This window comes from Burkholderia sp. JPY481, from assembly GCF_038900515.1.
In the GTDB taxonomy this organism is placed as follows: Bacteria; Pseudomonadota; Gammaproteobacteria; order Burkholderiales; family Burkholderiaceae; genus Paraburkholderia; species Paraburkholderia youngii.
Map to the genome: position 1 here is coordinate 39,134 of NZ_JAYMRT010000024.1, position 18,808 is coordinate 57,941.

Annotated in this window: 17 protein-coding genes; all 17 read right to left on the reverse strand. The window is 65.2% G+C overall.

Annotated elements, in window-relative coordinates:
• Positions 1-30: 30 nt before the first annotated feature.
• The 17 genes from tssK to tssB all read right to left on the reverse strand — a co-directional run bounded on the left by tssK (position 31) and on the right by tssB (position 18,371).
• Positions 31-1,365, reverse strand: a complete 1,335-nt coding sequence (tssK, locus tag VSR82_RS34045) for a type VI secretion system baseplate subunit TssK (protein WP_013093179.1) — start codon at positions 1,363-1,365, stop codon at positions 31-33.
• Positions 1,362-1,862 carry a hypothetical protein gene (locus tag VSR82_RS34050; protein WP_429462762.1) on the reverse strand — a complete coding sequence of 167 codons (501 nt, stop codon included), beginning with the start codon at positions 1,860-1,862 and terminating at the stop codon, positions 1,362-1,364. The genes tssK and VSR82_RS34050 overlap by 4 nt, the downstream gene beginning before the upstream one ends.
• A complete protein-coding gene (locus VSR82_RS34055; RefSeq protein ID WP_368584264.1) occupies positions 1,859-3,283 on the reverse strand; it encodes a dicarboxylate/amino acid:cation symporter in 1,425 nt (474 codons plus the stop codon). Before VSR82_RS34055 ends, VSR82_RS34050 begins: the two co-directional genes overlap by 4 nt.
• Entirely contained in the window at positions 3,280-3,981 is a 702-nt protein-coding gene (gene cuyB / locus VSR82_RS34060; protein WP_368584265.1) for a cysteate racemase, read from the reverse strand. The genes VSR82_RS34055 and cuyB overlap by 4 nt, the downstream gene beginning before the upstream one ends.
• Positions 3,982-3,989: 8 nt before the next feature.
• Positions 3,990-5,264: a dicarboxylate/amino acid:cation symporter gene (locus VSR82_RS34065; RefSeq protein WP_368584266.1), complete on the reverse strand. Its 1,275-nt coding sequence runs from the start codon at positions 5,262-5,264 to the stop codon at positions 3,990-3,992.
• 37 nt (positions 5,265-5,301) lie between these two features.
• Entirely contained in the window at positions 5,302-6,288 is a 987-nt protein-coding gene (locus tag VSR82_RS34070) for a substrate-binding periplasmic protein (RefSeq protein ID WP_429462763.1), read from the reverse strand.
• A gap of 13 nt (positions 6,289-6,301) precedes the next feature.
• Complete coding sequence (locus tag VSR82_RS34075) at positions 6,302-6,544, reverse strand: hypothetical protein (protein ID WP_429462764.1); 243 nt, start codon at positions 6,542-6,544, stop codon at positions 6,302-6,304.
• Positions 6,545-6,557: 13 nt separating this feature from the next.
• Positions 6,558-6,944, reverse strand: coding sequence for a DUF4280 domain-containing protein (locus VSR82_RS34080; RefSeq protein WP_429462765.1), 387 nt, complete (start codon positions 6,942-6,944; stop codon positions 6,558-6,560).
• Positions 6,945-6,946: 2 nt separating this feature from the next.
• Positions 6,947-7,678, reverse strand: coding sequence for a toxin-antitoxin system YwqK family antitoxin (locus VSR82_RS34085; protein WP_429462766.1), 732 nt, complete (start codon positions 7,676-7,678; stop codon positions 6,947-6,949).
• A 7-nt stretch (positions 7,679-7,685) separates the two neighbouring features.
• Positions 7,686-9,608 (reverse strand): type VI secretion system tip protein TssI/VgrG, encoded by a 1,923-nt coding sequence (gene tssI / locus VSR82_RS34090; protein WP_429462767.1) that lies wholly within the window; start codon positions 9,606-9,608, stop codon positions 7,686-7,688.
• A gap of 4 nt (positions 9,609-9,612) precedes the next feature.
• Positions 9,613-12,345 (reverse strand): type VI secretion system ATPase TssH, encoded by a 2,733-nt coding sequence (tssH, locus tag VSR82_RS34095; protein WP_368584272.1) that lies wholly within the window; start codon positions 12,343-12,345, stop codon positions 9,613-9,615.
• A gap of 11 nt (positions 12,346-12,356) precedes the next feature.
• Complete coding sequence (gene tssG / locus VSR82_RS34100) at positions 12,357-13,451, reverse strand: type VI secretion system baseplate subunit TssG (protein ID WP_429462768.1); 1,095 nt, start codon at positions 13,449-13,451, stop codon at positions 12,357-12,359.
• A complete protein-coding gene (gene tssF / locus VSR82_RS34105; protein ID WP_429462769.1) occupies positions 13,406-15,163 on the reverse strand; it encodes a type VI secretion system baseplate subunit TssF in 1,758 nt (585 codons plus the stop codon). Before tssF ends, tssG begins: the two co-directional genes overlap by 46 nt.
• Before the next feature lie 19 nt (positions 15,164-15,182).
• Positions 15,183-15,620, reverse strand: a complete 438-nt coding sequence (gene tssE, locus VSR82_RS34110; RefSeq protein ID WP_429462770.1) for a type VI secretion system baseplate subunit TssE — start codon at positions 15,618-15,620, stop codon at positions 15,183-15,185.
• Between the two features lie 67 nt (positions 15,621-15,687).
• Positions 15,688-16,179: an Hcp family type VI secretion system effector gene (locus VSR82_RS34115; protein ID WP_368584276.1), complete on the reverse strand. Its 492-nt coding sequence runs from the start codon at positions 16,177-16,179 to the stop codon at positions 15,688-15,690.
• A 64-nt stretch (positions 16,180-16,243) separates the two neighbouring features.
• Positions 16,244-17,752 (reverse strand): type VI secretion system contractile sheath large subunit, encoded by a 1,509-nt coding sequence (gene tssC, locus VSR82_RS34120; RefSeq protein ID WP_368584277.1) that lies wholly within the window; start codon positions 17,750-17,752, stop codon positions 16,244-16,246.
• An 82-nt stretch (positions 17,753-17,834) separates the two neighbouring features.
• Positions 17,835-18,371 (reverse strand): type VI secretion system contractile sheath small subunit, encoded by a 537-nt coding sequence (gene tssB / locus VSR82_RS34125; RefSeq protein WP_368584278.1) that lies wholly within the window; start codon positions 18,369-18,371, stop codon positions 17,835-17,837.
• Between the last annotated feature and the right edge of the window lie 437 nt (positions 18,372-18,808).

Here is an 18,808-nt window from a genome sequence, read left to right on the forward strand (position 1 = left end):
ACGTCTTCATTGCAGTCATCGTTGCTTGCATCATCCCTTCACGAACAGCAGCATTTCCTGCGGCCGCTGCGCGCTCGTGCCTTCGTTGGGATTTCCGATCACAAGTGTTTCGCTCGCGAGCACGAGCGCGGCCTCCGCCGTGACCTCGAACAGCAGGTAGCCCGAGCCTGAGCGCAAACCGAGATCTTCCGCATAGTCAATGCCGCGCCGGGCCGCGCCCAGCACCCGGCGGCTGCGCAGCGAGGCATAGACCGACTGCGAGCCGATCACCGCGCCGTCCATCCACGCGAGCAGGTCGCGATCGGACTGGCCACGCAGGCCCACGACGAGCCGTTCGCCGATCCAGTCCGGATGCAGCGTGATTTCGAACGCGCCATGGCGGAATTCGAACTTGTGCTCGCGATGCTCCTCGTTCACCTCCGACATCGACTCGCGCAGCGAGCGCAGCAAAGGCGTGAACACCGAGAGCGGATCGCCGTGATCGTAGTCGGGCGGCACGGGTGGTAGACCACCGGGCTTGAGCATGGCGAGCGAACCGTTGAGTGCGGCCAGCGCGTGATACAGCGCAAGCGGATGCAGATGCGGCGTGCGCAGCACCGCTTCGGCAAGCGGCAGCGCGCTCAGCAGACTGCGCAAGCGGTCCTTCAGCTCCAGTTGCGTGAGACGATCGTCGACCCGCGACGAAGGATTCGCGGTCTGTCGCGCGACGAATGCTGCCTTGCCTCGCAACTGACCCAGCAGCGAGGCCACGCTCGTCCACAGTGGATTGTCACGGGCGACTTCGAGGAGCGGCGGCTGGTGTTCGCCTAGCCGCACCACTTCATTGTCCTTGTAGAGCGAGCCAAGCCGCAGCCACACGTGCATCGCGGATGGCAACTCGCCCGCCGCCAGCGCAAGGTTTGGGACGAGGCGCGCAATGTCGGCGGGCGGCGCGTCGGATACCAGGTCCTCCACGGGCGCCACCGACGTCGAGCGAAAGCGCCGGACCTGCGCCGCTCGCCGCATCGTCGACGCGCCGGGCAGCACGAGATAGAAGTCGAGCGGCCCGTTCGACAGCGCGTCGGCGAACGGCTCCAGCGACAATTCCAGCCGCTCCGCACCCGCGGCCTGCGCATGGTAGGTGACGGCCGTGCCGTCGGGCAGAATCGCGTCGAGCTCCAGCACGCGCAGCAGGCCAGCGGGCAGCAGCCCGTTGTCGAACACGAGGCGTCGCACGCCCCAGCTGAACGGCGCCGCCGCGAGCGTCTGCCACGCCACGAGCGCATCGGTGCGCGACGCCATCTGCTGAAAATGCTGGGGCGAGAGCAACATGCCCTCGAACCACTCGATCCGCTCGGGTACTGCCATGTTGCGGTCATGCATCATTTCGAATCCACGACGGTAAGGTTGTTGCTGTCCAGCTGCACCACCATGTGGCCGCTGAAATGCTCGATCCGCGCGCGATGGGCGCCCGGGTCCTGATAGTTGGCGAACACGAACGCGCCCGCCACACGCGAGCCCGCGAATGCATCGCCGCTCACGTCCAGATGCAGGCCCGGCACGATCTCCCAGCTTCGATAGCGCAGGTTCTTCGGATACGTTTTCACGAGGTCGTCGCGCGCCGTGAACCATTTCGACGCCGGCATCTCGGCGAGCCGCGCGAGCATCGCGGGGTCGCTGACGAGCACGACGTCGACGGCGACGGGGCTGTTGTTGTTGATGTCGTCACTGGCGGTGAAGGTCACTTGCGACCATTTCGCCTTCTCGCCGCTCAAGCCGAGCATGCTGCAGCCGCCGACCGCGAGGGCGACCCCCGAGGCCGCCAGCAACACGGCCGCACCGCGCGCGAGCCGTGCGCGCAAACGCAATCCCACCTTCTTCATCTCGCTCCTACTCCGATTCCCATCAGCAATATCAGCGAGGCCACCATCACCGCGCAGCCCGCCGCCAGCGCGAGTTGCCCGCGCGTGAACGTGAAACGCAGCACGGGGCTCAACCCCGCGGCGCCGCCTTGCACCTGCACGGCTACCTGACGCTCGGAAGGCAGTCCGGCGGACACCAGTGCGATCACCGTGCAAACCGCAAGCAGGCTCAGCACGTTGCGCGGCCCTTCACAGATCAGATCAACGGACACGAACAGCACGGCCGCCGCCTCGGCGGGCAGATGCAGCATCGACAGCACCACGCCCGTGTACCCCACCGCAGCCACACCGCTCTGCCCCGCCGAAACGAAGGCCGCCACGACGGCCGCGGCACACACGAGCGCGATTTCGCCAGCTCCGAGCGGCCGCTCGTAGAGATTGGCGACGAATACCGTCGCCAGCGCGTAATAGAGCGCCGAGCCCGCGCGCACGAACACCGAGCCGAACGGCACCACGAGTTCCGCCACTCCACGGCTGAAACCAAGGCGCTCACTCATCGCCTCGATCGTGTGCGGAATCGGCGCGGTCGCACTGCCCGAGGTCAGGCCGATCAGCAGCGGCGCCTTCAGTCCGCTCAGCACTTGCAGCAGCGGCTGCCTGGCGCGCGCCGCGATGGTCGCGAGCGCGAGCATCGCGAGCACGAGAGCCGAGAGTGCGAAGCACAGCAGGAAGCTGCTCATCGCTTCGAGCGTCACCGCCTGCGTGTGCGACGTGAGATGCGCGGCAACGCCGAACACCAGCACCGGAATCAGCAGGTTCGCCTGCGCAATGATGGTTTCCAGCGCACGGTAGACGCCTTCGAACACGCTGCTCAGCATGCGCGTCTGCTCGCGCGAGAGCGCCGCGAACGCCAGGCCGAACAGGATCGTGCCGGTCAGAATGCCGAGCGAATGGCCCTGCGCCAGCACGCGATAGAAGTTGTCGGGAAAGATATCGTCAACGCCGATGAGGCGCGACCCGGCGCTGGCGCTGCTCGCGCCGCGGTCGAACAGCGCGACCCGCACTTCGTCCGCGCTCGCGCTCTTGCGCACGAGTTCGCCGAGATGCGCATGCGCGTCGGCTGACAGATGCTGACCGGGCATGGCGAGCACGCCGATCAGCGTGCCGCCGATCCCGCTCAACACCACGAGGGCGAGCGCGAGCAGCATGATGGTGCCCACCCGTGTGCGCGGACGCGGCAGCGCAATCACCTGGCGCAGCCCAAAAAACGTCGCGACGACCAGCAGCGGAATCGCCGCCATGTTGACGACAGAGAGATACAGTTGCCCGACAAAGTACGCGGCCGCGCCCGCCGGTTCGGCGAACACGCCGCACAGGCCGCCCGCCGCGAGGCAGACGATCAGTCCGAGCGTACTCTGCGAGAGCATATGCAGTGCTTTCATGCGGGACGGTTCCAGCCGCGCTCGCACCCGTATTTCACAGTGGCGCGCGCGAGTTCGAGCGAGCTGTCGATGAGGACGAGAGGAGGCGACGCGATGTGCTGAGCCGCCAGCGGAATCTCGGTGCAGGCCATGAGCGCCGTGTCCACACCCCGACTGGCGAGCGCCATCAGCACGTCTTCGAGGTGGGCGCGGGCCGCATCGAGCTTGCCCGCCTTCACCTCGCGGATGCAGGCCGCGACGCGCAACTGCATCGATGCATCTGGCAGCACGGGCTCGATGTCGAGATCGGTCAGCGCCTGCTGGTAGAAGCCCGAAACGAGCGCGCCGCCGGTGGCGAGCAATGCCACGCGGCGCGCCGCGCGCGGCACGGCCGCCACGCACGTCTGCGCGATGTGCAGAACCGGCGCCTTGCTGCGCGCGCGCATCGGCTCATACCAGTGATGTGCCGAGTTGCACGGAATCGCAATCAGCCCCACGCCGTTCTGGTTCAGCAGATCGATGCCGTCGAGCAGCGCCGGCAGCGGATCGGCGCCGCCGTCGATGATCGCGCTCGAGCGGTCCTCGATGTGCGGCAGGTTCGCCACCAGCAGCGGCAGATGCTCCTGGTCGCTGTTCGCATGGGTCAGGCGCACGATCTTGTCCATGAAGTCGACGGTCGCAAGCGGCCCCATGCCGCCAAGAATGCCGATCATTGCCATTGAGGCTCCTAGATCTTGAGCGGACGCGGGCAGATCACGGAAACAGCCGCCGCATTGCCGATCACGAGCACGAGCGTGCGCAGCATGTCGCAAATCGGATCGACGGCGAGAAACAGGATGAATGCGGCCTCGAACGGCAGGCGCAGATAAGCGCACGTCATGCCCACGAGAGAGACGGTCACGAGACCCGTCATGCCCGCCGACGCGAAGCCCGCGAGCACGGAGGCGAGCAGCACCGTCACCACCTCGACCAGCCCGAGCGAATGCCCGTAGAGCTGCGCGATGAAGAGCGTCGCGCACACGTAGTAGACCATCGGTCCCACGCGCAACAGCGAGATTGTGAGCGGCACGAGCAGTTCGACGCGTGAGCGCGCGAAACCCAACCCGTCCACCAGGCTCTCGATCATGCTCGGCATGCAGGCCGCGCTGTTGCGCGTGGCGAGCGCGAGCGCGAACGGCGCGCGCAGCGCGTCGAGGGTTTTGGCGAGGCTGTGGCTCGAACGCTTCCAGATGATGACGGCCGCGAGCACCAGCAGCAGCGCCGAAGCGACGAAGAACGCCAGCACGAACTGCAGCATCGCATGCAGGGGGCCCACGCCCGACTTGCCGAGCTGGGCCGCGCTCATGCAAAAGAGAATCAGCGGCAGCGGGTAGCTCAGCCAGTGCATGAGCTTCTGGCACGCGTGATAGATGGTTTCGAGCGACTGGCTCAGGCCCACCGAGATCCGCTCCGGCACACGGCCCACTGCCAGGCCGAACAGCAGCGCGAACACGAGCGCCTTCAGCGCGTCGCCGTTGGCGAGCGCCGCGAAGATGTTGGTGGGCACAAGGCTCGCCAGCACGTCGGACAAACTCAGCGACTTGGCCGGGAGATCGGCGCCATAGAGGTTCATGACCGTGTCGCTCGATGAAGTGTCGTTGCCAACCATCAGGCCGAAGGTCTGCATCGTCGCCGTGGAGATGTTGGCGCCCGGGTGCATGACGAGCAGCACGATCGCACCGACCACGGCGACCGTTGCCGATGCGCCGAGGAACACGGAGATCACGCGCATGAGCAGCCGCGACGTGCCGCCATCGCGAAAGAGCCTCTGCAGGCTGAAAATCACCGCGGAGATCATGAACGGCAATGTCGTCATCTTCAGCAGGTCAACGTAGATGTCGCCGATGAAGCCGAGCTTTTGCGCCAGTTCCGGCAGAAACAGGCCAAACGCGCCGCCAAGCGCGAGACTGCCGATCACCACCCAAGGGTTGAGAACGAATGCGTAAATCCTGCTGGAATTCATGGTGGTCTCTCTCGTGCTGTTTCGCACTGTTTTTGGATTAGTGGTCCGCGGCCTGGAGAACCGCGCTCACGTCGAGCTTGACGCTGCGCTCGGCAAGAAACTGGTTGACGAACGAAAGCAGGGCCGGGTCGTTCACGTTGACGCCGATCGCGAGCGTGTCTTCCAGATCCTGCAGCGTCACTACACGCAGGCGCAGCGAAGCGGTCGGATCGACCTTGAGCACGCGCTTGACTTCGAATTCGTCGCGATAGGCCGCCGTGATTTCGCCCGCGTTGAGCGCCTTGAGTACATCGTCCCAGGTCGGATAGCTGCGCACCTGGGCATGCGGGAAATTGTTCACGACGTAGCCTGCGTACGACGAGTTCGCCACTACGCCGATAGTGCTGTCGAACGAGCGCACGACTTCGGGCACCGAGCGGCCGTGCGCGAGTTGCGCGAACTTCACGCGGTTGAGCAGCAGCGCACGATTCAAGCGCAGGTAAGGCGAGCTGAATGCGATCACCGTCGCACGCGTGAGCGTGCGCGACAGTTTGCTCACCGCGATGTCGGCCTGCCCACGCGCGAGCAGGCTCACGACGTCGTCGAAGGTATGGGCGTCGCGGTTGAAACGCACTTTCACGTGGAGCTTGCTCGCCATTTCGCGCGCGAGATCGATGTCGAGGCCTTCTAGCTTGCTGTTGCGCTCCTCGAAGAACGGCGGCTGGTCCACGCTCAGCACTGCAACCACCAGTTCGCCGCGGCCGATGATGCGAGCAAACTCGGGCGCGAGCAGGCGGCCATCGGGCATCTGGACGAGACCGGTCGAGGTGGTGACGGGCACACTCGCCGGGGCCGGGGCCGCGATTGCGTTCGCGACGACGGGCGCGCTCGGGCTAGCCGGCGTCGCAGCAGCGGTACCGGCTGCGACGGCAAGCGCGGCGCCGGCCAGCGATGCGCCGATCCCGCGCCACACGGCGCCGAGCTTGAGGGCGGTTCGCGAGCCGCGCACGTCATTGGACAGAAAAGCGAAAAAGAAAGACGACATGGAATTGGCGGTCTCAAGGAGTCGAAGAAGCGGGTGCGGGTGCAGCGGCCAGATCGCCTGTGTCGAGCGACGACTGGGCGGCTGCGCCGGACTGCGGCGCGACGGAAACGACGACGGGCGCGGCGCTCTGCGCGGGCGAGCGGTTCATGCGAGCGCCGATCTCCATACCGAGCAGGAACAGCAGCACGCATAGCAGGAGCGCGCAGCTCACGGCGATCGTCACCATGCGCGAAGTCATCGAAAAAACGTATTGCATATCTGTCTCGCCCTCAGGCGGTTAGCGTGGTGAATTGCGCGGGTGCGACGACCTGGATGACGCCGGCCCACATACACATCAGCTTTGAGGAGTTCTGCAGCGCAGGCATCGCGCCGATCGTGACCGTCGGCGAGCCCGGCGCCCACGGCGCGACCGTCGCGGGCACGCATGGCATCGGCGTGAGCGCGCCCAATGCCGCGGCCGTGGCAGCGGCCACCATGGGATTGGCCATCGAACTGCATTGCCCGAACGGCATGATGTTGACGAACGGCTTGGAGTCCGTGATGTTCGCCGCCGGCGCACCCGCCATCACGCGGTTGAGCGGCAACACCTGCAGCGTCGCGGGCGCGGCGCCGAAGCTGCACTGGAGCGTTGCGCCCGAAGTCACCTGAATTCCCATGTCTACCCTCTCACCCACTTTTCCAGTTGCTTGACGATGCGCGGCCCACGCGCGGCGTCGCGGTTCGCCGCGGGTGCGTCGAGCGCTCGCCAGTCGCCTTGCGGCTTGCCCAGGCGATAGACGCGCTCGTGTGTCGCGGTCCCGTCGGGTGCGTAACGGCGTGCGGTGCCATGCAGCAGGTCCGCCCGGTACGGCAGGCTCTGCGCGAGCGTGCCGTCGGCGGCATACTCGCGCGTCTCGCCTTCGAGCCTGCCTTTCGCAAAGCGCGCGCGTCGTATCACCACGCCGTCATGCAGGAAGAGCGCATCGCGTTCGAGCTTGCCAGCCTCGTAGGTCATGCGCGACGTCACGAGACCGGAGGGTGCGTACGTCGTGCTCTCGCCGTGCAGCACGCCGGCCACGTATTGCTGCCTGCCCGCGAGGCGCCCGTCCTGATACACCGACATTGCGCCATCGAGCTGGCCCATGCGGTACTGCGCTTCCTGCACGGGCCGCCCCTGCGCGTCGAACGTTCGCAACATGCCGTCGAGCAGGCCGAATGCGTAGCTCGCGCGCAGCAGCGCACTTCCGTTGGGGGCGTACTGCACGCTCTCGCCGTGCGGCACGCCGTTGACGAGCTCGGCGCGGCTCACGATGCGGCCCGCGCCATCGTGCGTCTCGGCCACCGTCGGCTGGACGGTCTCGGCGGACCCGGCGACGGACAACACGGCGGTAGCAGGCATAGGCGCGGACATGGCGTTCTCAATTGAGCTGGACAATGCCGCCCTTGAGCGCGAGCTGACCGCCGCCGTCGACCGTCTGCTGCGCCGAGGCCTTGTGCGAAATCGTCATGCCCTCGGTGCTCAGCGTGGTCGTGGCCTTGCTCGTGTGCGTGGTGCCGGCTTCGCTCGCGAACGATGAGCCGGCCTTGATACTGACCGAGCCGGTCACCTCGATGACCAGATTGCCACCCACCTTCAGCGTGTAATTGCCGTTGACGGTATGCGCGTGATCGCCCGTCACGCTGTGCGTGAACTTCGCGTGATTCGTGTGCGTTTCGTCGCCTGTCACATCGAGCGTGCGTGTGCCCTTCACCGTGTGCGACTCGTTGCCCTTGCTCACCGAGATCGTGCGATTGCCCTGCGTCACGGTGTGCGTTTCGTCGCCGGCCTTCACGGTGGTCGAAACAGCGTTCTCGACCTCGACGGTCATGTCCTTCTGCGCGTGGAAGTACAGCTCTTCCGAATCGAGCTTGTCCTCCATGCGAATCTCGTTGCCCGCCGTGCCTTTCTTCGATGAGCGGGAGCGCATCACGCTCTGCGTCTGGTTCGCCGGCAGCGTGACGGGCGTCGCGTTCTCTCCGTTGTAGACACACCCGGTGACGAGCGGCCGGTCGGGGTCTCCATCCACATAGCTCACGACGACTTCCTGCCCCACGCGCGGCAGGAACAGGTGTCCCCAGCCCGGCCCGGCCACCGACTGCGCCACGCGCACCCAGCAGGAGCTGTTCTGGTCGGCCTCTTCTGTGCGGTCCCAGTGGAACTTGACCTTGATGCGGCCTTGCGCGTCGGTCCAGATTTCCTCATCGGTGGAGCCGACCACTTTCGCGGTGTGCGTGCCCGCCACGAGCGGCCGGGGCGTCGCGAGCGGCGCGCGAAACGGCACGGTGACAGGAAAGACCTCGAATTCGTTGCTGTAGGCGGTATTCGAAGCCGTATGCCGCACCGAGCGCGCGACATAGCTCACGTTGAGCGAACTGTCCGGATGCCCGCCGAGCGTGAAGGTGGTGCCGGCGGCGAGGCCGTAGTACCCGCTGGCGCCCTGCCCGACCTGCTGCGTGACGTTGTGCGCCTCGAGTTGCATGGTCGATAGATGGGTCGCCTGCCCGGCCGTGGCGACACGGCCGGGAAACGTATAGCGCGCGCCGGTCGGCAAGCTCGACGAACCCTTCGACGATGAAATCATCGTCGAAGGCTTGGTGTAGTCGTAGTCGCTGACGATGTGCTCGCCGGGTATGACCCCCCGCGCCATCGCGAACGAATCGAGTCGCTTCGCGCTGCTGGCGGTATTCGCGTCGGCGGCGAAATACAGGTCGCCGGCCGGGGTTGTGTCGTGACCGGAAGGGTCGTCGGCGAGCACCATCGTGTGCGCACCGTCCGCGAACGTGAAGAAATAGAAAACACCTTCCTCTTCCATCAGCCGCGAGATGAAGTGGAAGGCGCTTTCATCGTACTGAACGCAGTATTCGCGCACGCCATAGGCGCTGCTGCTCTTCGTGCGGTCCTCGAAGGTGACGCCGAAGGTGCCCAGCACGCTCTTGATGATGTCGAGCGCCGACTGGTTCTGCCAGATCACGCGGTCTCGCCCGAGCGTGAGCAACCAGAGGCGCGGCGCAAGCTCCGCCGAATAGAAGCCGTGCTGCGCGTCCGCTCCCGCGTGTGCGAAGCGCGTCACGATGCCGTTGAAATATCTTGCGACACCGCTCTGGTCCTTGAGCGTCACCGTTACGCTTTTGCCGACGATCTCGTCGGGATCGAGCGCCTTGTTAGTCGAACGCATCCGCAGATCGAAGCTGAATAGCTCCGAGATCGCTTCATGGCCCCCAAAACCGTCGAGCAACAGCACGTCCGCGCCGAACGGCGTCGAGACCGATGCAAACCAGTTCGACTGGCTGGGCGTCGACATGCGCTTACGCCTCCTCGCTGGACAGGAAGCGGAACTCGATCGCGCCGGCCGGCGTCAGCGCGAGATGCACGCCGCCAAATGGTTCGGAAATCGAAATGCGCTCGAGGACCTGGCGCGCGAGCTCCGGCAGCACCGACTGCGTGAGGATGTGGTCCACGTTGCGCGCGCCGCTGTCCACTTCCTTGCAGCGCTGCGCGATCAGCGTGGCCACGTCTTCGTCCCACGTGAGGCCAGCGTGATGGTTGCGCTCGAAGCGCTGCGCGAGCCGTTCGAGCTTCAGGTTCACAATCGCGCTGATCTGCGCGTCGCCGAGGTGGTAGTAAGGCACGAGCACGAGCCGGCCCAGAAAAGCCGGACTGAACTGCCGCAGCAGCGCCGGGCGCAGCTTCTCGATCAACTCGTCGGGCGGCGGGCGGCGGCCGCCCCGGCTCGCTTCGGTGATGACATCCTGCGCGGCGTTCGAGGTCAGCAGAATGAGCGTGTTCTTGAAGTCGATCGGCACGCCTTCGCCGTCTTCCATCACGCCCTTGTCGAACACCTGGAAGAACAGCTCCAGCACGTCGGGATGCGCCTTCTCCATTTCGTCGAGCAGCACGACGCTATACGGACGGCGGCGCACGGCCTCGGTGAGCACGCCGCCACGTCCGTAGCCGACATATCCCGGCGGCGCGCCCTTGAGCCCGGACACGCTGTGCGCCTCCTGAAACTCCGACATGTTCACGGTGATCATGTTGCGCTCGCCGCCGTACAGCATGTCCGCAAGCGCGCACGCTGTCTCGGTCTTGCCCACGCCGCTCGGCCCGACGAGCAGGAACACACCCACCGGCTTGCCCGGATCGTCGAGATCGGCGCGGAACGTGCGCACGCGCCGCGCGATCGCGTCGAGCGCTTCGTCCTGGCCGACTACGCGCTCGGCAAGCTTGTCCTGCAGATACAGCACGGTGTGCAGTTCGTCGGCGAGCATGCGGCCAACGGGGATGCCGGTCCAGCCCGAAATGACCTGGGCGACCGTCTCCGAGTCCACGCATACGGGCACCATCGGCTCGTCGTTCTGCATGGCTTCGAGGCCTTTTTCGAGGCGCGAGAGATTGACCGCGAGCGATGCGGCATCCTCGCCATCGGCCGCGCTGTCCGGGTCCGACAGATAGCCGCGGATCTTCTTGCGCCACGCGAGGATCTCTTCCACTGCGCGCTTTTCGGTGGCGAGCTTGTCGGTGAGGCGCGAGCGCTGCGCGCGCGCGTCGTCGAGCTGCTTCGTCGTCACAGCGATGGCGTCAGCACGATCGGCGCCCGTGGCCGCCTCGTGGCGCAGGATGCGAAGCTGGTGCTCGGCCGCTTCGATCGTGCGGCCAAGCGCCTCGATTTCCTCGGGCGTGCCGCTTTGGCCGATCGCCACGCGGGCGCACGCCGTGTCGAGCACGCTGATCGCCTTGTCCGGCAACTGGCGCCCGGAGATGTAGCGATGCGAAAGCTTCACGGCGTCGCGCACCGCGTCGTCGAGGATTTCCACGCCGTGGTGCTCTTCGAGCTTCTGCACCATGCCGCGCAGCATGTCGATCGCGACGGCCTCGCTTGGCTCCTCGACCTTGACCACCTGGAAGCGCCGCGCGAGCGCCGGATCGCGTTCCACGTATTTCTTGTACTCGGCCCACGTGGTCGCGGCGATCGTGCGCAGCTCGCCGCGCGCGAGCGCCGGCTTGAGCAGGTTGGCCGCGTCGCCCTGGCCCTCGCTGCCGCCCGCGCCGATCAGCTGATGCGCCTCGTCGATGAACAGGATCACCGGCACCGGCGACGCCTTCACTTCCGCAATCACCGACTTGAGCCGGTTCTCGAACTCGCCCTTCACGCCCGCGCCCGCCTGCAGCAGCGCAAGATCGAGCGAGCGCACCGACACGTTGACGAGCGCAGGCGGCACGTCGCCCTGCACGATGCGCTGTGCGAAACCCTCCACCACGGCCGTTTTGCCCACGCCCGCCTCGCCCGTGAGGATCGGGTTGTTCTGGCGGCGGCGCAGCAGCACGTCGATCAACTGGCGGATTTCGGCGTCGCGTCCGCGAATCGGATCGATCTTGCCTTCACGCGCGAGGCCGGTCATGTCGACGGTGTACAGCTCCAGCGCCGACTTGCGGCCGCTCCCGCCAGCGCCGCCCGCGATGTTCGGCATCGCACCCGCCTCTCGCGCCACAGACGATGCGGACGCGGACGCCGCGCCAGGCTGCGCCGCTTCGGAGTCCTGGCCGGGCATGTGCGAGCCGCCCGCATCTTCGGACGAGCCCGCGAGAATCGCCGCGAGCCGGTCGCGCAGGGCCGCGCGCGGGAAGTTGAGGAGCGCCGGGGCCGATTCGAGCAGCATGCCGCGCAGAGTGTCGACTTCGAGCAGCGCGAGAACGAGCGTGCCCGAGCGGATCTGTTGCTCACCGAGCAGCATCGAGCTGAGCAGCCACGCTTCCTGGAAGAGCGGCGAAAAGTTCGGCGAAAGCGCCGGCGTGCGGCCATTGCCGCGCTTGAATCCATCAACGGTCTTCTGCAGCTGCGCGCTCAGCGTTTCGGGCTTGACGGCGAAGTGCGCAAGAATGGCCTTGAGGTCCGGCGCATCGGATTCCAGCAGCGTGAGCAGCAGATGCTCGACGTCGACGTTGTAATGCGTCTGTCGCACGCACAGCTGCGCGGCCTGTTCCATCGCGAGCTTGCATTCCGGATTCAGGCGGCTCAACAGCGTGCGAATATCGATATCCATGCGCGGATTCCTTAGTGAACCTTCGTCGCGGGCGCGGCGGCCTCGCGCAGCGCGAGGCGCACCGGTGCCGGTGCGTGAGGGGTATGGCGCGAGCCGCCCAGCCACGTCGTCCAGCCGAGGCGGGACGCGCGCGGCCCACCGACTTCGCAGGCGGTGGTTTGCGACGCAAGGTGCAGCACGAACTGCACGTCGAAATCCTGCTGCAGATACGCGCGAATGAGCCACGCGGCGAGCGCGTGATCCGCGCCGCCGGGCAACAGCGCCTCGAAGCGCGCCCTGCTCAGGCCGGGGAATTCGAGGCAGATGCCGCTCGCCTGGTCCCACGTGCGACGCCCGAGCACGGCCACACCGGTGAGCCGCGCCGAGCCCGCGCGCCCGAGGCGCAGCGAGTCGGCGCTGTCGACCTCGCGCCAGCCGCCGACGAATTGCTCGCCGCGCACTTCGAGCCCGAGCCGGTCGGCAAGCATCGCGATGAGGCCCGTCATCGAGCGTGGCGCGGCGCTCAGCAGACCTGCGTGGCGCAACCACAGGCGCGCGTCACGCGGGCCGCGTATGCCGTCGCGCAGGCCCAGATTGCTGAGCGCGTCGAGAGAGGCCGCGATCGCGCTCGCGTGTGGCGAGCGCCAGTTCAGCCCGGGCGCATGCTTCTTGCGACTGCGATACAGGAACGACAGAAAGCGGTGATTGAAGATGTCGAGCAGGTCCGCCGTCGCCGTGTCGCGCTGTGCGCGGCGCTCCAGCACGAGTTCGGTGTACGCCATTGGCAACGGGCCGTTGGCGCCCGCGAGCGTAAGCACGGGCGTGGACAATGTCCAGGTTGCGCGCGGCGCGTACGACACACTGGTGCCAGCGGGCATGCCATCCTGTTGCGCCGCCGTCTTCTCGCGCACGCTGTGGACGTCGCTCGGCTCGAATGCAAGCGAGACGTGGCCAGTGAGGCGGACGGCTTCGCCTAGCCCATTGCCGCGGCCGAGCGCACGCGCCCACGGCGCGGCTCGCTCCAGCAGACTGATCGCCTGGAACAGATCGAAGCGCTGCGGATTCGCCTTGAGACGCGCGATCAGAGCAGCTGCTGGCAGCCTGTCATCGGCTCCCATTGCTTCCATATCTCGTCTCCACGGCGCACCAGCAGCCGTACAAAGGAATTGACCGACGTATACATCGCGAAGAAGCGCGCGAGCACGGCCCCCAGCAGCAGCGGCGAGCCGCCCACGAAGTTCTCGGGATCGAACTCGACGACGACCTCGGTGCCGCGGCAATAGCCGCGCCACGCGTCGCTGCCGACATGCGCGGTCGCGCTGCGCGCCTCCACGCTGCGGATGCCGCGAATCTGGTCCTGCTCGCGCGTGCTGTCGGAAGCGAACAGCCGCAGCATTTCCTGCAACTGCGCGCGGCCCGTCGCGCCGCTCACGAGCGAGTGATAGTTGAGCGTGAGCAGCGAGATCAGACGCCACAGCGTTTCACTGCCGAGTGCGGGGCTGCGCTGAGCGGTCGGCTCGTAAAGACAGCGCACGCGCACGTTCTGCGAGACCTTCTCGATCAGCATGCGCGCGCCCACTGGCACCTGTTCGGCAAGACGGCGATTCGTGCACAGCACGTTCGCGTAGATCACGGGTGCGCCGGGATCGGCTAGCACGTTGGCCGAATCGACGAAGCTCAGGAACATGTCCGTGCCCTGCACGTTCTCTCGCAGGCTATGTTCCCGGCGCGCGGACCAGAACACGGTGTTGCCATCGGCCTCGACGTGATCGATGGCCGAAAAGCACGGCACCGCCGCCTCGGCCCCAAGAGTCGGATGCGACGCGACGACGGACTCGATCGAATGAATCTCCGTGATCGACTCGCGCCGCTGATCCGCGACCAGGCGGTACTCGTAGTGACGGTGATCCACGACGATCGGCTCGCTCGTCTGCGAGAACAGGTTGATCACGGGCGCGCAGCCGAGCTGGAAATGCCCCGCGTGCAGCATGCCGAGACCGCGCGGAGTGCGGTTCAGGTGCAGCACGATCTCGCAACGGCGGCCCTTGCCGAGACGCCCTTCGAGATGGTGCAGATCGAAAAAATGAAACTTGCGCGGAAACGCGAAGTATTCCTGCATCAGCGCATATGCGGGCTGCGCATGGGGTGGGCGCGGTAGCACGTCGTCCGCTTCGCCATAGCCGACTTCGCGCCACGCGCGCGCGGGCAGCAACGACGGCGCCCGCGCGCCTTCCGGGCGCACCGAGACGTCCGTTACACCCGACACCAGCAGTTCGTAGAGCGGCATCGTCACCATCCAGTCGCCGTGGAGGTGCAGGCGAAGCTGCCTGATTTCCAGCTCTGCGAAGTCGACGCCCTCCGCGCATTCCAGCGTGAGACGCAGCGTGGCGTCTTCGCCGAACGCGGCATGGCGGATGCCAATCGGCCACAGCACCGTATCCCACGCCGTGCGAAAGCGACACGCGTCGCCCGTTTCCGTACGGGCTTGCAAGCCCGTGTGGCGCGGCACGGCAAAACCGGCCGTCACCTTGCCTTGGGTCGGATCGAGTTCGAACTGCGCGACCGTCATCGACGGTACGGGTTGCACGAGCGTCGGGCACACGTTCTCGAGCAACGCTGAAGCGACCTGCGGGAACTCCTGGTCGAGATCGCGATGCACGCGCGCGGCGAGAAATGCGGTGGCCTCGACGAGACGCTCAGTATGCGGGTCGAGCGACTCGGTGCCGTGCAGCGCGAGACGCGACGCGATTTTCGGGTAGCGACGCGCGAACTCCGCACCTTGCAGACGCAGGTACGAAAGCTCGCGTTTGTAGTATTGAAGGATGTCGTCGGCCGGCATGTGAGCTTGAGTGCTTGCCTCACGCCGCGACGAGCGTATGACCGTTGTCGGCCAGCTCGAACGCCACGTGCGTAACGCTTTGGCCAGCACGCATTTGAGCACTGATGGTCAGGATTGCCCGCTGCACGTGCGCAGCGGAAAAGGCAAACGCAACCTCGACATTGGCGAGGCGCGGCTCGAACAGCGCAATAGCCCGCCCGATCGCTGCGGCTATCAGATCGCGGTCCGGTCCCGAATGCAGCGACCGGTCCGAAAAATCGGGTACGCCGTAATCGATCACACTCCCGTCGCTTTCGGCAAATTCGTCGAACGTCAAACGGGAGCGCGTATTGAGCAGCCGCGTGAGTTCGCGCGCGATCGACGCCCGCAGCCCGTCTGCGCCGCGTAGCTGCGCCTCGCCGCTGGCGGCGAGGCGATCGAACAATGGCATCGGTGAACCGCTTACGATTGCGGGCATCAAGCAAATGCTCCGGGTATCACCGACCGAAAAGCTCCAGACTCCGCCGGCGGTGCGCAGTTGAGAATCAGGAAGCCGACACCGTGATCGCCTTGTTCGCGGCCAGATCCCAGCCGAACGACGCGGTACCCTTCTTCGTCGAGTCGACGTTTTGCTGCGTGTACGTGGTCGTGATCTTCGAGAAGTTGATCGTCACGTTATCCTGCGATTCGCCGGAGCCCGAAGTCGTGATCGCCGAGATCATGGCGTCGCTGAGCGTGTACTCGATCAGCGGCATGAACTTGCTGTTTTCGTTGCGCCCGATCGAAATCTTGGCCTCCCCGAGCTTCGTGCCCCCGGCGCAAGCTGCGTAAAGCGCCGGCGTGGACTGGTCGGTCGCCTTGTTGACGTTAAATTCCATGAAGTTCGGACGACCGAGCGTACGTTCCGTGCGGCCCACGTCGTTGTTCATCTGCATCGTGACGCCGAGCGAGTACGAATACAGGACGATATGTTCGGTCGCGCCCTCCAGTGTCGAATTACCCTTGATGTCCTTAATCTGCAGCAGAACGGTATCCATAGCTGTCTCTTCTCAATAGGTGATCAATATCTCGTGCGTGCGGCTTGCGCCGCACACACGATCATCAGGCCGCCGCTGCCGGCAGTTCCGCGACGAGACGGATCGACGCCGTCAGTTCTTCCATCTGGAAATGGGGCTTCAGGAAGCAGGTCGCGCGATAAGCGCCCGGCTTGCCCTGCACCTCCGTCACGTCCACGCGTGCCTCGCCAAGCGGGAAGCGCGCTTTCTGTTCGTGCGAAGCCGACGGATTGATCAACACGTAGTCCGCGATCCAGTTGTTCAGATACGCCTCGACATCGCCGCGAGACTGGAAGCTTCCCACCTTGTCACGCATCATCACTTTCAGATAGTGCGCGAAGCGTGAGGCCGCGAGAACGTATGGCAAACGCGCCGAAAGCTGCGAGTTCGCGTTGGCGGCGTCCTTGTTGTAGAGCTTCGGGCGGTTGGTCGTCTGACCGCCGAAGAACGTCGCGAAGTTAGAGCCTTTCGAGTTAACGAGCGCAATAAAGCCAAGGTCATTCAGCTCTTTCTCGCGACGGTCGGTGATCGTCACTTCCGTCGGGCACTTGAGGACGACATCGCCTTCGTCGGTCTTGTACGCGTGCGCGACCATGTTCTCCACTTTGCCGCCGCCTTCGACGCCGCGAATGGAGGTCGCCCAGCTGTACTTCGCGAATGCGTCGGTAATGCGCAGACCGAGCTGGTAGGCGGAGTTGGCCCACAGGTACTTGCTGTGATCGCTACCGTCGACGTCTTCTTCGAAGTTGAAGTTCTCGACGGGCTTCGTCTTCGCGCCATACGGCAGGCGCGCTGCGTACGAAGGCAGCACCAGCGACACATAGCGCGAATCTTCCGAGTCGCGGAAGGAACGCCAGCCGGCAAGTTCGGCACTCTCAAAGGTTTTCGACAGGTCGCGCGTCACACCGAGGTCCGTGAACGACTTCAGGTCGAACAGGCTCGGGGCTGCGGCCGCAATGAACGGCGCATGCGCCGCAGCGGCTACCTTCGAGATGCGCTCCAGCAGTGCGATGTCCTGCGGATGACGACCGAACGAGTAATCGCCAATCAGCATCGAGAACGGATGGCCACCGAACGTGCCGTATTCCTCTTCGTAGATCTTCTTGAAGAGTGCGCTCATGTCGTGATCGACTGCGGTTTCGAGGTCCTTGAGCAGGTCCTTCTTCGTCACGTTCAGGAGACGCAGCTTCAGGCGCGGGCCCGTTTCCGTGCCATAGACCATGTCATGCAGGCCGGTCCACGACGCTTCGAGCGTCTGGAACGCTTCGTCGTGCATGATCGCGTTGAGCTGATCCGAGAGCAGCTTGTCGATCTCGGCGACGCGCTCATTGATCATCGCGACGACGCTCTTGTCCGGGCTCGTGCGCATGCCTTCGTCGAGGATCTGTGACGCGAGCTGGCCGATCAGTTGCTTCGCGTAGCCGCTTTGCGATGGCTCGACGGCCATGTTGCCTTCGTGAACGATGCGCTCGAGCAGGCTCAACTCGGCGCCTGCCGACGCCTCGAGGGTCTGGGCTTCGCTACCGGCTGCGCCGGCTGCAGTAGTGCTTTCCATGTGAATCACCTTTGAAAGTTCATTGCGCCCACAACTGGGCGTTTTGGGTCTCGCCCGTTATGCCGGTTTCGCCAGTCGTGGCTTATTCAGCCGATGCGTCACCTGCAGCCTCGGCTGCGGGTGCGTTGCTGGCCTGAGCCTGGCTTTGAACTTTCTTGAGTTCTTCGCTGCTCTGCACGATGCGCTCGAGCATCGAATCGAGTTCGTCGTTGCCGTCGAGTTTGGCGAGCAGATCACGCAGTTGCTGACGCGCTTCGAGCAGCTTCGCGAGGCGCGGCACCTGATTCACGATGCTTTCTGGGTGGAAATCCTCGAACTTTTCGAACTTCAGCTCGACCTTGATATTGCCTTCGCCCTTCATCGTGTCGGGCACGGAAAGGTCGAGTCGCGGGCGGATTTTGCCCATGATCTCGTCGAAGTTGTCACGGTCGATGTCGACCAGACGGCGCTCCTTGAGCTTTGGCAGCGGCGTGGCCGGATGCCCCGAAAGGTCCGCCAGCAGGCCGACTACGAGCGGAAGCTCACGCTTCTCGACCGCATCGCCGACTTCGACGTCGTAGGTGATCTGGACACGCGGCGGACGGTTACGCCCCACCCATTTCTGCAAACTGTTCGACATGGATCTCTCCGGAGATGCTTGACTATGAGGACAACGAACGCTGGCGCCCGCTTCGTTTGCGAGCGTATGGCACAAGGTACAAAAGTCTGTCGAAGAGCGCGCAGGATCACGCTCGCCGCATGCGCGCGAGCAGAACCCGCTGACGGGTTGTCGTCAACGTGAGCGCCTTTCTTTAGTTTTCTTTGAATCAGGCTACCCACAGCAGGGCTGGGCGAACCTGCGCGGATGGCAGGCTACCGTATAGAGCGCTGGTAGCAGTTCTAGCGCTCGTCCCCCGCGGTTTCCGCTGGCCATGAACACTACCTTGGTCAGGGGTAATGGCCGTTGAAGAAGAAACCGTGACTTGCTTGTCAGGCCAACCTGGTCTCACGCACGATCGGTGCATGCTGGCCGGCCTGGAAAATTTAGGCAGAATTAGAACACAGACTTTTTACAGC